This window comes from Pseudomonas sp. NPDC087626, from assembly GCF_044743405.1.
In the GTDB taxonomy this organism is placed as follows: domain Bacteria; phylum Pseudomonadota; class Gammaproteobacteria; order Pseudomonadales; family Pseudomonadaceae; genus Aquipseudomonas.
Genome location: NZ_JBIUWJ010000002.1, coordinates 1 through 14563 on the forward strand (window position 1 = coordinate 1; position 14563 = coordinate 14563).

A 14563-nucleotide genomic window follows, 5' to 3' on the forward strand; every position below is an offset into this window, starting at 1 on the left:
CACTGGGCCAGGGAGGGCCCATTGCGGCGGCCCCCCAAATCAATGTCGGAGTACGGGCATGCCGAGCCTAAGCGAGGCACCGAGTGGTGGGGTAAGAGCCTTTTGCTTACTTTTGGGCTGTTCAAAAGTGAGCCGCCGTCAGGCGGAACCATAGGAGGCCGTTACCGAAGAAATGGATATGTACTCGGCCTGATCCAACATCCTGGTCGGCCCAGAGGTCACGACCCAAGCAGGTTCTCTCTCCACAGGTGCAACGTCGCACCACAGTTGTGTAGATACCTATGCCGCGATGGCGGCGACTCAGACCCCCAATTGAGAACCCATGCCAATTGACGCCAATCCCCCGCCCATGCTCTCCTACACACCTTGTTACGGGTGCCCTTCACAGGGTGAAACGGGAAACCGGTGAATCATGTGCTTTACTGCAAAGCCATGTCAGTCCGGTGCTGCCCCCGCAACGGTAAGCGAGCGAAGAGTCAGATCCACTGTGCCAGTCGTACGGCATGGGAAGGCGATTCTTGCAGGTGTGGCCACAGCCCGCCCCTCGTGAGCCCGGAGACCGGCCCGCAACACATAGCTAACAAACCCGCGGTGGGCGGGCGCTGTTCAAGTCTCTGCGTGCCCGGCTCGCGGAGGTTTGCATGCGCACGTTTCACCCCTGACTGACCAGAGGGAAGCGCCATGTCGACCATCACCAGCACCCGCCACGCCACCGCCAGCACCACCACCCTGGGCCAACGCCTCGTTGCCGCCATCGGCGCATCGATCCTGGGTGTGTGCCTGGTGTACTTCGCCGGGTTCTCCCATATCGAGGCCGTGCATAACGCCGCCCACGATACCCGCCACAGCGCCGCCTTCCCGTGCCACTGAGACCTGCCCAGATGATCAAGCGTATTGCACAAACCGCAGGTTTCAGTGGGCTGCTGGCTGCCCTGCTGCTGACGCTGTTGCAGAGTTTCTGGGTCGCCCCGCTGATTCTGCAGGCCGAGACTTACGAACAGTCCGCACCCGCGGCAGCAGAAGTCCATGAACACGCCGCCGGCACCGCGGCCCACAGCCATGACGGCGAAGCCTGGGAACCGGAAGACGGCTGGCAGCGTGTGCTATCGACCACGGGCGGCAACCTGGTGGTGGCCGTCGGTTTTGCCCTGATGCTGGCCGGCCTCTACACCCTGCGCGCGCCGACCCGCACTTCCCAGGGCCTGCTCTGGGGCCTGGCCGGTTATGCCACCTTCGTCCTGGCACCGACCCTCGGCCTGCCACCCGAGTTGCCGGGCACCGCCGCGGCCGACCTGGGCCAACGGCAGATGTGGTGGATCGCAACGGCGGCCTCGACCGCCGCCGGCATTGCCCTGATCGTGTTCGGCCGCAACTGGCTGCTCAAGCTGCTGGGCGTTGCGATCCTGGCGGTACCCCATGTGATCGGCGCGCCCCAACCGACCGTGCATTCGATGCTGGCGCCGGAAGAACTGGAAACGCAGTTCAAAATCGCTTCGCAACTGACCAACGTGGCTTTCTGGCTGGCCCTGGGCGTGCTCAGCGCCTGGTTGTTCCGCCGCAACAGCGCAGACCAGTTGCCTGCATGAGTGACACCCGCGCAGCGCCGACCCTGGTGGTCGGCCTGGGCTGCCAGCGTGGCTGCCCAGCGAGCACGCTGCGCGCGTTACTTGATCAGGCCCTGCAGGCGAACCAGATCGACCTGCACTCGATCAAGGCCCTGGCCAGCATCGACCTCAAGCGCGAGGAGCCTGGACTGCTTGAACTGGCCGCCCAACTGGGACTGCCGCTGATGTACTTCAGCAGCGAAGAGCTGGCCCAGTATCAAGCCCGCCTCAGCCACCAGTCGCAGATCGCGTTCGAACGCACCGGTTGTTATGGCGTGGCCGAAAGCGCCGCCCTGGCCCTGGCCGAACAACTGGCCCAGGCCCCGGCAACCCTGCTGATTTGCCGGCAGAAATACGCCCAGGCCACCTTTGCATTGGCCTGCGCTTCGTAAAATCCCGATAATCCACCCTTTCGATCATGAGCAAACTTCATCTGAAGCCTTGCCTTGTCGTTTTTTTCACAGGAGCCGGCCATGACCGTCTACTTCATCGGCGCAGGTCCCGGCGACCCGGAACTGATCACCGTCAAGGGCCAACGGCTGATTCACAGCTGCCCGGTGATCATCTACGCCGGCTCACTGGTGCCTGAAGCAGTGCTCCAGGGGCACCGGGCGCACCAGGTGGTCAACAGTGCCGAACTGCACCTGGAACAGATCATCGAGTTGATCAGTCAAGCCCACGCCCAGGGTCACGACGTGGCACGCGTGCATTCCGGCGACCCGAGCCTGTACGGGGCGATTGGCGAGCAGATCCGCCATCTGCGCGCGCTGGGCATCCCCTTCGAAATCATCCCCGGCGTCACGGCCACGGCGGCCTGTGCGGCGTTGCTGGGGGTCGAACTGACCCTGCCGGACATCGCGCAAAGCGTGATCCTGACCCGCTACGCCGATAAAACCACGATGCCGGCCGGTGAGGAGTTCGCCAGCCTGGCCCGGCATGGCACGACCATGGCGATTCACCTGGGGGTCAACCACCTGGCGAAAATCGTCGCCGAACTGCTGCCCCACTACGGCGCCGACTGCCCCATTGCCGTGGTGCACAAGGCCAGTTGGCCGGATCAGGACTGGGTCCTGGGCACCCTCGACGACATCGTCGACAAGGTCCAGGCCAAGGGATTCCGACGCACGGCGCTGATCCTGGTGGGCCGGGTGCTGGCAGCGGACACCTTCAGCGAGTCGTCGCTGTACCGGGCCGGGCACGCGCATCTGTACCGGCCCTGAGGATTGGTAGCGATTGAGAATTGCTCCAGGCATAAAAAACGGCGCTCACGGGCTAATGCCGATCAGTTAAGCCCTTTTGTAGGAGCGAGCGCCCGCTTGCGGCTTGCTCGCGAAGAACTCAAAGACGCCGCGTTTATACTGAATACACGCGTTATCGTTGACGTTTTTCGCGAGCAGGCTCGCTCCTACAATGGTCTGCATCGCTTAACTGATCGGCAGTAGCGCTCACGGGCGCCGTTTTTTCATCTCGCAGCGAACACCTTAGTAGTAGGCGTTTTCTTTCTGCGTGTGGTCGGTCACGTCGCGCACGCCCTTGAGCTCGGGAACGCGCTCCAGCAGGGTGCGCTCGATGCCTTCGCGCAAGGTCACGTCCGCCTGGCCGCAGCCCTGGCAGCCACCACCGAACTTCAACACGGCAATGCCGTCGTCCACGACGTCGATCAGGCTGACCTGACCGCCGTGGCTGGCCAGCCCCGGGTTGATTTCGGTTTGCAGGTAGTAGTTGATGCGCTCGTTGATCGGGCTGTCGGCGTTGACCATCGGTACTTTGGCGTTCGGCGCCTTGATGGTCAGCTGGCCGCCCATGCGGTCGGTGGCGTAGTCGACCACGGCGTCGTCGAGGAAGGCCTCGCTGAACGAGTCGATGTAGGCGGTGAAGCTTTTGAGCCCCAGCGCGGTGTCTTCAGGTTTTTCTTCGCCCGGCTTGCAGTAGGCAATGCAGGTTTCGGCGTACTGGGTGCCAGGCTGGGTGATAAAGACCCGAATGCCGATCCCCGGGGTGTTCTGCTTGGAGAGCAGATCAGCCAGATAATCGTGGGCGGCGTCGGTAATGGTAATGGCGGTCATGGAAATTCCTCGCAGGCTTGGGCGCAGTTTACGCCAATCATGGCGCCGGACAAAGTCCCAGTATTTTTGTCGGGATAAAGCCCTGTCGAAAACAGCTGCTGCAGGAGCCGGCTTGCCAACTCCTGCAGCAGGTTTGGGTCAGAGGTTCTCGTAGCGGTTCATGTCCAGCACGCCCTCTTCCACCGGGTCGGTCTCATGGAGGTACTGGCTCAAATCGTGGAAATACACCCAGAACTGCGGGTGGCTGCGGCGAATACCCCAGCGCCCGACGATTCGTTCAAAACGCTGGGCGTCCTTGGCGTTCTCCATGTCTTCGACGAATTCCGGCACTTCGTCGGCCGGGATGTTGAACATGAAGTTCGGATAGCTGCTGAGCACCCCCGGATACAAGGTCATGGTGTCCAATCCGGGCTGATAGCGCAGCGACTCGCCGAGCATGAACGCCACGTTGCTGTGGGCGCGGTTGCGCAGCAGGCTGTAGACCTCACGTTTGCCATCGCTGGTTTCGATGCGCAGCATGGTCGCTTCCGGCATCTGCTCGATCACCTTCAGCCCAGCCGCCGGGCGTGACGTCAGGCGGCTCAGGGCTTGCTCGGCATTCTGCAGGGCCGGGGCGATGTTCGGCCGGGAACAGTAGGCCCCACTGCAGCGGTTGATCGGGTCCGGCCGGGCGTTGAGGTCGCCATAACGGGCCAGCAACTGCTGGACGAAGTCGCGCTTGGGGTCTTTCGGCGCAAGCTTGAGCGCGGTCGGCGTGTCGTTGTCGATGCTGGCGTAATCCATCCACATCTTGAACTTGCCGCTGTTCTGGTACCAGTCGTCGAGGTAATCGTCGCGGGAGTCGGCGGGCATCAAGCGCAGGAAGTTCTGCTCGGCACCATTCCTGATCAGGTCGAAATACAGCCGGGTCTGGGCCTGGTGGGAGACGTTGCCAAACACGTCGAAATTTACCGCCAACTGATAATAGGTGCGTTCCAGCAACGGGAAGTCGAACAGCCACAGGGTCTGCGGTACGTCGCCGATCAGGCCCTTGGTCACCGAGGCACTGTCGAAGTGGCGAAAGATGCTCAGCAAGGCGTTGTCGTTACCCGCCCACAAGGACGACCAACTCGGCGCCGGGGCATCGGCGTAGGCGTCCTGGCGCAGGGTTTCGTACTCGTTGCGCTTGTCGCGATAGGCGTGCCACAGGCTCAGCACACTGCCGACGTCGTCGTTCTGTCCAGGCATCGCCAGCAACGGCGTGGCCTGGCCGCGGTAGTTCGGGTCGACGATGTACAGGTCGTGTTCCGGCGCCTGGAACAAGGCCCAGAAGTTGTCGCGGATCACGTCGGTGGCGATCTGTCCGCGGCACACCGGCCCACGAATGAAGGTGCGCACGAAGTACTCGGCATTATCGAGCATGAACTGGTAGCGGGCCTGGGCCGGAATCGCCTGGAAGGTCTCGAACGGGTTGGCACGGCGTTCCGGACCATAGCCGGGCAAGGCGTCGACCTGCCAGTTGCCGCTGTAGAACAGGCTCTTGATCCGGGCCATTTTCCCCGGGCTCAAGGGATAGGTGATGTGGGTCTTGTGCACGATCACCCCTTGCACTGGCCACAGGCGGTAATACACCTGGGTCCCCGGGTCATCGTTGGGCCGCCGGCTGTTGATCAGGTCGATCGGCTGGCCGGTGGGCGTGCGCGAACGCACCCACTGGAAGAAGTGACCCTGCTCGCCATCCTTGAAATACAGGTGGGCCAGGAACAAGTGCTCATACAGCCAGCGCGCCACCAGGCTTTCCCGGGCGCCGGGGGCATTGAACAGGTTTTCCCACTGCACGATCTGCAGCGCTTCCTGTGCGCTGGGAGCCAGGCCCTGTTCGTCGATGGGCGCCCCAGACGCCAGCCAGCGCTGCAGGGTCTGGTACTGCGCCGTGGTCAGGCCGGTCACCGCCAGCGGCATGCCCTCCTTGGGGTGCTGTTTGGCATAGCCGTCGAACTCCCCTGGCTGCGCGCACATGTTGGCCCGATTCAGGCCCAGGACGATCTCTTGCGGCAGCTTAGCGTTGGGTTGTAACGGGGTCTGATGGCCCAGTTCGAGCATGCGCGCCATCAGCGCGGCCTGGCTGCCCTGGGCATCCAGTACCGAGTAGAAGTCCTTGTGTTGCCAAGCCGCCTTGCCGAACGCGTCATAATAAAGCCGTGTCGGATTCGCAGCCTTGCTACGGTCGCCGGCGTACACCGGGATCTTGGTCGCGCCCCGCGCTGCGCCTTCGCCACTGCCCAGGTTGAGCTGGCAGGCGGAGTCGTAGCAGGCGTGGCAGGCCACGCACTTTTCAGTGAAGATCGGTTGAATGTCGCGGGTATAGGAAATCGCCGGCGCCGGTCCCTGGGCAAAGGCGGCACTGCTGATGAGCAGCGCAAGAAGGCTGATGAAAACGCGATACGACATGTCCCTGGTCCCGATCATGAAAAACGCCGCGATTCTACCGGTCTGGCTCCACCTCCAACATGAGCGATATTCATGCAAATCCTGCTCATGCCCCAATAGCGCACAGGTTTGTTATGATTCCGGCCCTTCGTAATCGCCTGACCAGGTAGTCCCCATGTCCGATCGCAGTGCTCGCCTCCACGTTCTCAAGCAAGCCCTCAAAGAACGTATCCTGATTCTCGATGGCGGCATGGGCACGATGATCCAGAGCTACAAGCTCGAGGAACAGGATTATCGCGGCAAACGCTTCGCCGACTGGCCAAGCGACGTCAAGGGCAACAACGACCTGCTGGTCCTGACTCGCCCGGACGTAATCGGCTCGATCGAGAAGGCCTACCTGGATGCTGGTGCCGACATTCTCGAAACCAACACCTTCAACGCCACCCAGGTATCCCTGGCCGACTACGGCATGCAGGGCCTGGCCTACGAATTGAACGTAGAAGGTGCGCGCCTGGCACGCAAGGTGGCCGACGCCAAAACCCTGGAAACCCCGGACAAGCCGCGTTTCGTCGCGGGCGTGATCGGGCCGACCAGCCGCACCTGCTCGCTGTCGCCAGACGTCAACAACCCCGGCTACCGCAACGTGACCTTCGACGAGTTGGTGGAGAACTACACCGAAGCCGCCAAGGGCCTGATCGAGGGCGGCGCCGACCTGATCCTGATCGAGACCATTTTCGACACCCTCAACGCCAAGGCGGCGATTTTCGCTGTGCAGGGCGTGTTCGAGGAGCTGGGTTTCGAACTGCCGATCATGATTTCCGGGACCATCACCGATGCTTCCGGTCGCACCCTGTCGGGGCAGACCACCGAAGCCTTCTGGAACTCGATTGCCCACGCCAAGCCGATTTCCGTCGGCCTGAACTGCGCCCTGGGTGCCAGTGAGCTGCGTCCGTACCTCGAAGAGCTGTCGAACAAGGCCAACACCCATGTCTCGGCGCACCCCAACGCCGGCCTGCCGAACGAGTTCGGCGAGTACGACGAACTGCCGGAGGAAACCGCCAGGGTCATCGAAGAATTCGCCCAAAGCGGCTTCCTCAACATCGTCGGCGGTTGCTGCGGCACCACGCCGGGGCACATCGAGGCCATCGCCAAGGCCGTTGCCGGCTATGCCCCGCGGCAGATTCCAGAAATCCCCAAGGCTTGCCGGCTGTCGGGCCTGGAGCCCTTCACCATCGATCGCAACTCGCTGTTCGTCAACGTCGGCGAGCGGACCAACATCACCGGTTCCGCCAAGTTCGCCCGGCTGATTCGCGAAGACAACTACACCGAAGCCCTCGAAGTCGCCCTGCAGCAGGTGGAAGCCGGCGCCCAGGTGATCGACATCAACATGGACGAGGGCATGCTCGATTCGAAGAAGGCTATGGTCACCTTCCTCAATCTGATTGCCGGCGAGCCGGACATCTCCCGCGTGCCAATCATGATCGACTCCTCGAAATGGGAAGTGATCGAAGCCGGCCTCAAGTGCATCCAGGGCAAGGGCATCGTCAACTCCATCAGCATGAAGGAAGGCGTCGAGCAGTTCATTCACCACGCCAAGCTGTGCAAGCGCTACGGCGCCGCCGTGGTGGTGATGGCCTTCGACGAGGCCGGCCAGGCCGACACCGAAGCGCGCAAGAAAGAAATCTGCAAGCGCTCCTACGACATCCTGGTCAACGAAGTTGACTTCCCACCGGAAGACATCATCTTCGACCCGAACATCTTTGCCGTCGCCACCGGCATCGAGGAGCACAACAACTACGCGGTCGACTTCATCAACGCCTGCGCCTACATCCGTGACGAACTGCCCTACGCCCTGACGTCGGGCGGGGTGTCCAACGTGTCGTTCTCGTTCCGTGGCAACAACCCGGTGCGCGAGGCGATCCACTCGGTGTTCCTGCTGTACGCGATCCGCAACGGCCTGACCATGGGCATCGTCAACGCCGGCCAACTGGAGATCTACGACCAGATCCCGAGCGAGCTGCGCGACGCCGTGGAAGACGTGGTGCTCAACCGTACTCCGAACGGCACCGACGCCCTCCTCGCCATCGCCGACAAGTACAAGGGCGATGGCAGCGTCAAGGAAGCCGAGACCGAGGAATGGCGCGGCTGGGCCGTCAACAAGCGCCTGGAACACGCGTTGGTCAAGGGCATCACCACCCACATCGTCGAAGACACCGAAGAGTCGCGCCAGTCCTTCGCCCGGCCGATCGAAGTCATCGAAGGCCCGTTGATGTCCGGCATGAACATCGTCGGCGACCTGTTTGGCGCCGGCAAGATGTTCCTGCCCCAGGTGGTGAAGTCCGCCCGGGTAATGAAGCAGGCCGTAGCCCACCTGATTCCGTTCATCGAACTGGAAAAAGGCGACAAACCGGAGGCCAAGGGCAAGATCCTCATGGCCACCGTGAAAGGCGACGTGCACGACATCGGCAAGAACATCGTCGGCGTGGTCCTGGGGTGCAACGGCTACGACATCGTCGACCTCGGCGTGATGGTCCCGGCGGAGAAGATCCTGCAGGTGGCCAAGGAGCAGAAGTGCGACATCATCGGCCTGTCCGGCCTGATCACCCCATCGCTGGACGAGATGGTCCACGTCGCCCGCGAGATGCAGCGCCAGGACTTCCACCTGCCGCTGATGATCGGTGGCGCGACCACCTCCAAGGCCCATACGGCGGTGAAGATCGAACCCAAGTACAGCAACGACGCAGTGGTCTACGTCACCGACGCCTCCCGTGCGGTGGGCGTGGCCACGCAGTTGCTGTCCAAGGAACTGAAGGCCGGATTCGTCGCGAAAACCCGCGAGGAATACATCGAAGTCCGCGAGCGTACCGCCAACCGCAGTGCCCGCACCGAACGCCTGAGCTACCCAGCGGCGATTGCCAAGAAGCCGCAGTTCGACTGGAGCAGCTACGTACCGGTGAAGCCGACCTTCACCGGCGCCAAGGTCCTGGACAACATTGACCTGAAGGTCCTGGCCGAGTACATCGACTGGACGCCGTTCTTCATTTCCTGGGACCTGGCCGGCAAATTCCCGCGCATCCTGCAGGACGAAGTGGTGGGTGAAGCCGCTACCGCGCTGTACGCCGATGCCCAGGAGATGCTCGCCAAGCTGATCGACGAGAAACTGATCAGCGCCCGTGCGGTGTTCGGCTTCTGGCCGGCCAACCAGGTGCACGACGACGACCTGGAAGTCTACGGTGACGACGGCAAGCCAATCGCCCGCCTGCACCACCTGCGCCAGCAGATCATCAAGACCGACGGCAAGCCGAACTTTTCCCTGGCCGACTTCGTTGCACCCAAGGACAGCGGCGTCACCGACTACGTCGGCGGCTTCATCACCACCGCCGGGATCGGCGCCGAGGAAGTGGCCAAGGCCTACCAGGACGCGGGCGACGACTACAACTCGATCATGGTCAAGGCCCTGGCCGATCGTCTGGCCGAGGCCTGCGCCGAGTGGTTGCACCAACAGGTGCGCAAGGAACACTGGGGGTATGCCAAGGACGAAGTGCTGGACAACGAGGCGCTGATCAAGGAGCAGTACAGCGGTATCCGCCCTGCCCCCGGCTACCCGGCTTGCCCGGATCACACCGAGAAGTCGACCCTGTTCAAGCTGCTCGACCCGCAAGCCTCGGAGCTCAAGGCCGGCCGTAGCGGCGTGTTCCTCACCGAGCACTATGCGATGTTCCCGGCGGCTGCGGTCAGCGGCTGGTACTTCGCCCATCCGCAGGCGCAGTATTTTGCCGTGGGCAAGATCGACAAGGATCAGGTGCAGAGCTACACCGCCCGCAAAGGCCAGGAATTGAGCGTGAGTGAGCGTTGGCTGGCACCCAACCTGGGCTATGACAACTGAGGCTTGAGTGGGTGCGGGTCGAACTTTATCGACGCCGCGCCCTCTAAACTTCAAGTTTCCCCCCACAGCGTGAACACACGGAAGACCCCCATCATGCGATTGATCCTGTCTACTCTTGCTCTAGGCATTCTGATCACCCAAGGCGCCATGGCTGCCGGAGATGGCACTGCTGCCGTCGGCGGCGGGATAGGTGGTGCGCTGGGTAACGTCCTCGGCCAACAGATCGGCGGCAGCACTGGCGCGGCGATTGGCGCGGGTGTTGGCGGTGCTGCGGGCGGTGCCATCGCCGCCCCCAAAGGCAACAAGAATGAAGCCGCGATTGGTGGCGGCCTCGGCGCAGCCGGTGGCTCGGTGATCGGCAACCAGTTGGGCGGCTCCACCGGCTCGACCATCGGCGCCGGCCTTGGCGGTGCCGCGGGCGGCGCGGTCGGCAACAACCTGGCCGATGACGACGATCATCACAGCTCTGGCGGCAACAGCCATAAGCACAAACACAAGAACAAGCACAAAAACAAAAACCACTGATTGGTCGCCTTGAGGGAGCTGCCTTGCGGCAGCTCCCACGGTCACACCGCAACCTTTACCCGCGCTTCACCCGCACCCCGGCATGGATCAAGCCATGCATCGCCAGCCCCACCAACAACCCCCAGAATGCCCCGCCCAGCCCTAGCAGGGTGACATTGGCCGCGGTCGCCAAAAAGGTGATCAACGCCGTTTCCCGTCCTCGCACATCACTCACCGCCGTCGCCAGGCTGCCCCCTATTGCCCCCAGCAAGGCCAGGCCGGCCAACGTGCTGATAAAGGTGGCTGGCAGGACCACGAACAAGGTGGCCAGGGTAGTGCCGAATACCCCCACCAGCACATAGAACAGCCCGCAGGCGAGGCCGGCGATGTAGCGTTTGCCGGGCTCTTCGTGGGACTCCGGGCCGGTGCAGATAGCAGCCGTGATCGCCGCCACGTTGAACGCATGGGAGCCGAACGGCGCCATCAGCAATGACCCCAGCCCCGTCACCGTGATAATCGGGTTGGCGCTGGTGGTAAATCCGTCGTTGCGCAGCACCAGCATGCCCGGCATGTATTGCCCGGTGAGGGTGATCAGAAACAGCGGCAAGGCGACGCTGAGCAGCGCGTTGACGGAAAACTCAGGCGTGGTCCAGACCGGCGCTGCCAGGCTCAACTCGACACGGTCGAAACTGACCTGGCCCATCCCCAGCAGTAGCGCGATGCCGATCAGCAACACGCCGACTATGGCGTAGCGGGCGGTGAAACGACGTAGTACGCCGTAGCTGACAATCAGCACGCCCACCAGCAGCGGATCGACACTCGCGCTACCAAACGCGCCCATACCGAAACGCAACAGAATGCCCGCCAGCAGGCCTGCGGCAATCCCCGGCGGAATCAGCCTGACCAGCCGCTCGAAGTAGCCCGACAACCCCAGTATCACGAAACCAGCGGCCGATAGCAGGTAGGCTCCGATGACTTCGGCAAAAGGCGTGTGGGGCAGCACCGTGATCAGAAAGGCCGCACCGGGGGTCGACCAGGCTGTGATGATCGGCTCGCGGTAGCGGTAGCTCAACCAGGCCCCGGTCAAGCCGACCCCGATCGAGATCGACCAGATCCACGAGGCGGTCAACTCAGGACTGAGTCCGGCGGCCGTGGCGCCCTGGAATACCAGGATGAAAGTGCCGCCGTAATTGACGATCACCGAGATCAGGGCCGCCACGATCGGGTGCAGCAGATCGCTGGATTTCAGGGGTAAGGCAACTGCGCTGTGGTTCATCCGTGATTGACCTTCAAACGTGCGCGCCACCAGGCCTGGCCTGGGGAGCTGGGCTAACAGTGGCGCCAGTATCGGGACAAAATGGACTGTTTGAAATATCCACTTCCAGCAGATAAATTAGACCACTTTCCCTTTGGCTGTCCCTTGCCCATGAAGACCCGCGCGACCGCTTACCCGGTCTGGAACGCCTTTGTCCCCAGCCCCGACAGCCCGCTGACATTGCGCGAACAACTGCTGCGGTTTTTCCGCAAGGGGGTCGCCGACGGTACCTTGAAGCCCGGCATCCGCCTGCCCGCCTCGCGCCTGCTGGCGCAGGAGTTAGGGGTGTCGCGCATGACCGTGACCGGGGTCTACGAGCAACTGCTGGCCGAGGGGTTCTGCGAGGCACGACAAGGGGCCGGCACCTATGTCGCGAGCCGGATCAACGCCCGGCCGCCGCCCTCGCCCACCGCGCCGCCGGGGTTACTGGGCGGCTCCTTGCGCGCCCGGCAACTGGCCGGGCCGGACTCCATGTCGCTGGGGCATCCCGACTGGCCGCTGACCCCCGGCCTTCCCGCCCTGGATGCCTTTCCCTATGCCCTGTGGGGCCGACTCGAAGGGCGATTCTGGCGTGGCCGGCTGCCGACTCACTCGTCCTACGGCGATCCCCAGGGCTCGCTGCCCTTGCGCCAGGCCCTGGCGGAGTATCTGGGAGTGGCCCGTGGCGTGGTCTGTACGGCCGAGCAGATCATCATCACCCCCGGCGCCCAGGCCGCGGTCTCGATCGCCGCGCTCGCCCTCACCGACCGTGGCGAGCGGGCCTGGGTCGAAAACCCCGGCTACGATGCGACGTACCGCAGCCTGATCCTCGCCGGGCTGGAAACCGTCGGCGTGCCGGTGGATGCCGAGGGCCTGGACGTGCAGGCCGGTCGCCGCCTGGCCCCCGATGCCCGGCTGGCACTGGTGTCGCCCTCGCACCAATACCCCACCGGCGTGACCATGAGCCTGGCCCGGCGCCTGGCCCTGCTGCAATGGGCAGACCAAGCCAATGCGCTGATCCTCGAAGACGACTACGACAGCGAGTTCCGCTATGACTGTGGACCGACCCCTGCGCTCAAGGCGCTGGATGGCCACAACGGCCGGGTGATTTATGTGGGCACCTTGAGCAAGCTGTTGATCCCCGGCCTGCGCCTGGGGTTCCTGGTGGCGCCAGAGGGCTTGGTGGATGTCCTGCAACGGGTGCGCAACGGCAGCGGGCATCGGGTGCCTAAGTCATTGCAGGCGACGGCCGCCGACTTCATCGGCAACGGCCACCTGGGCAGTCATATTCGCCGCGCCAAGGCACTCTATAGCGAGCGCCGCGCCGCCTTGCTCGCAGCCCTCGACAGCCACGCCGATGGCCTGCTTTCAGTGGCGACGGCGGCCACCGGCTTGCACCTGCTGGCGTACTTGCCTGAAGGCTGTGACGACCAGGCGCTGACCCTGGCCGCACGCCGCCGACAGATCGGCGCGGGGTCATTGTCGAGCCTGTGGGTGACGCGCCCGACCGCGGCGCGCCATGGACTCCTGCTGGGTTTTGGCAACACCCCGGCAGACGCCATGCCGGCAGCGGTACGCAGCCTGTGCCAACTGATTGAGGCCCAGCTCGCAGGGCGGTCCCTCGATTAAGCACCCGCCCGGGAGGCTTTAGATACGGCTGGGTGAGACGATGATCTTGACGTTGTGCTCCTTGTTGTTGACCAGTTCCTCGAAGCCCTGGCCGACGATCTGCTCCAACTGGATGCGCCCGGTCACCAGCGGCGTGATGTCCAGGCGGCCGTCGGCGATAAAGGCGATCACGTCGGCGAACTCGCCGTTGTAGGCCAGCGCGCCAAGCACCTGCTTCTCGGTGGCCACCAGCTCGAAAAAGTTGAACTCGCTGGGCTCCTCGAAGATGCCCACCAACACGCACTTGCCAGCCTTGCGGATCAGGTCGATGGCCAGCTTGGCCGTGTGCTTGTTGCCGATGCATTCGAAACTGACATCGGCCCCCAGGCCCCCGGTCAGGCGCCGGACCTCGGCCAGGGCATCACACTCCTGGGGATCGAGCACATGACTGGCGCCCACCTCCAGCGCCTTGGCCTTGCGCGCTCCGGACATTTCCAGGGCGATCACCTGTGCCGCTCCGGCGGCCTTGGCACACATGATGGTGCACAGGCCGATGGTCCCGGCACCGACCACCACCACGTTCTGCCCCAGCAGGCTGCCGGCCTTTTTCACCGCGTGCATGCCCACGGCCAAGGGCTCGATCAGCGCCCCGGCTTCGGCGGGAAAGTTGGCCGGCAGCTTGTACAGCAGGTTGGCCGGCACGTTGACCAGTTCGGCAAAGGCACCGTTGTTCATCAGGCCGGTGAAAGCCAGGTTCTCGCAGATGTTGTACATCCCGTGGGTGCAGTAGTAACAGGTGCCGCAGTGCTGGCAGGCATCGGCGGCCACCGGCTCGCCAACACTGAAGCCCTCGACCCCGGCGCCGATTTCGACGATCTCGCCACAGAACTCGTGACCGAGGATGCACTGACCCTTGATCCCGGTCAGCGGATGCGGCGCGTCCACCGGGATGAACACCGGCCCGGCCACATACTCGTGCAGGTCGGAACCACAGATGCCGCACCACTCGACGCGGATCTGCACCCAACCGGCGGGAGGTGCCACGGGCAACGGTACGTCTTCGACCCGGATATCGTGGCGGCCATGCCAGACGGCGGCGCGCATGCTGCGGGGCGGGTTATTGATCAGGCTCATGGTGAAATCTCCTTGAAAACAAAGGCTGCCGGTGACCGTCGCGGGTCACCGGGAGCGC

11 protein-coding genes and 1 riboswitch are annotated in these 14563 nt (G+C 63.5%); of the genes, 7 read left to right on the forward strand and 4 right to left on the reverse strand.

What is annotated here, in order from left to right:
- Positions 1-356 precede the first annotated feature (356 nt).
- Positions 357-583: riboswitch (cobalamin riboswitch) on the forward strand.
- 98 nt (positions 584-681) lie between these two features.
- From ACIOVD_RS01735 to cobM, 4 genes are all read left to right on the forward strand, one after another.
- A complete protein-coding gene (locus ACIOVD_RS01735) occupies positions 682-870 on the forward strand; it encodes a CbtB-domain containing protein (protein WP_095170170.1) in 189 nt (62 codons plus the stop codon).
- An 11-nt stretch (positions 871-881) separates the two neighbouring features.
- Positions 882-1586 (forward strand): CbtA family protein, encoded by a 705-nt coding sequence (locus ACIOVD_RS01740; protein ID WP_401125724.1) that lies wholly within the window; start codon positions 882-884, stop codon positions 1584-1586.
- Positions 1583-1996, forward strand: a complete 414-nt coding sequence (locus ACIOVD_RS01745; RefSeq protein ID WP_401125726.1) for a cobalamin biosynthesis protein — start codon at positions 1583-1585, stop codon at positions 1994-1996. Before ACIOVD_RS01740 ends, ACIOVD_RS01745 begins: the two co-directional genes overlap by 4 nt.
- Positions 1997-2077: 81 nt before the next feature.
- Complete coding sequence (gene cobM, locus ACIOVD_RS01750) at positions 2078-2824, forward strand: precorrin-4 C(11)-methyltransferase (protein WP_095170167.1); 747 nt, start codon at positions 2078-2080, stop codon at positions 2822-2824.
- 261 nt (positions 2825-3085) lie between these two features.
- On the opposite strand, the gene nfuA is transcribed toward cobM, so the two are convergent.
- Together nfuA and ACIOVD_RS01760 are read right to left on the reverse strand one after the other, a co-directional pair.
- On the reverse strand, positions 3086-3670 hold the full coding sequence (gene nfuA, locus ACIOVD_RS01755) for a Fe-S biogenesis protein NfuA (RefSeq protein ID WP_045057579.1): 585 nt from the start codon (positions 3668-3670) through the stop codon (positions 3086-3088).
- 138 nt (positions 3671-3808) lie between these two features.
- Entirely contained in the window at positions 3809-6100 is a 2292-nt protein-coding gene (locus tag ACIOVD_RS01760) for a fatty acid cis/trans isomerase (protein ID WP_401125730.1), read from the reverse strand.
- A gap of 154 nt (positions 6101-6254) precedes the next feature.
- Here ACIOVD_RS01760 and metH point away from each other — a divergent pair, with 154 nt between their 5' ends.
- Positions 6255-9965 carry a methionine synthase gene (gene metH, locus ACIOVD_RS01765; RefSeq protein WP_320334268.1) on the forward strand — a complete coding sequence of 1237 codons (3711 nt, stop codon included), beginning with the start codon at positions 6255-6257 and terminating at the stop codon, positions 9963-9965.
- 93 nt (positions 9966-10058) lie between these two features.
- Positions 10059-10490: a glycine zipper domain-containing protein gene (locus tag ACIOVD_RS01770; protein ID WP_320334267.1), complete on the forward strand. Its 432-nt coding sequence runs from the start codon at positions 10059-10061 to the stop codon at positions 10488-10490.
- A gap of 55 nt (positions 10491-10545) precedes the next feature.
- Here the strand turns inward: ACIOVD_RS01770 and ACIOVD_RS01775 are convergent, their stop codons facing one another.
- The gene (locus ACIOVD_RS01775; RefSeq protein WP_159995190.1) at positions 10546-11745 is read right to left on the reverse strand and encodes a benzoate/H(+) symporter BenE family transporter; all 1200 of its coding nucleotides are present in this window, start codon (positions 11743-11745) and stop codon (positions 10546-10548) included.
- 150 nt (positions 11746-11895) lie between these two features.
- Between ACIOVD_RS01775 and ACIOVD_RS01780 the strand changes: the two genes are divergently transcribed.
- A complete protein-coding gene (locus ACIOVD_RS01780) occupies positions 11896-13392 on the forward strand; it encodes a PLP-dependent aminotransferase family protein (RefSeq protein ID WP_401125734.1) in 1497 nt (498 codons plus the stop codon).
- Between the two features lie 18 nt (positions 13393-13410).
- On the opposite strand, the gene ACIOVD_RS01785 is transcribed toward ACIOVD_RS01780, so the two are convergent.
- The gene (locus tag ACIOVD_RS01785) at positions 13411-14475 is read right to left on the reverse strand and encodes a 2,3-butanediol dehydrogenase (protein WP_237235009.1); all 1065 of its coding nucleotides are present in this window, start codon (positions 14473-14475) and stop codon (positions 13411-13413) included.
- Between the last annotated feature and the right edge of the window lie 88 nt (positions 14476-14563).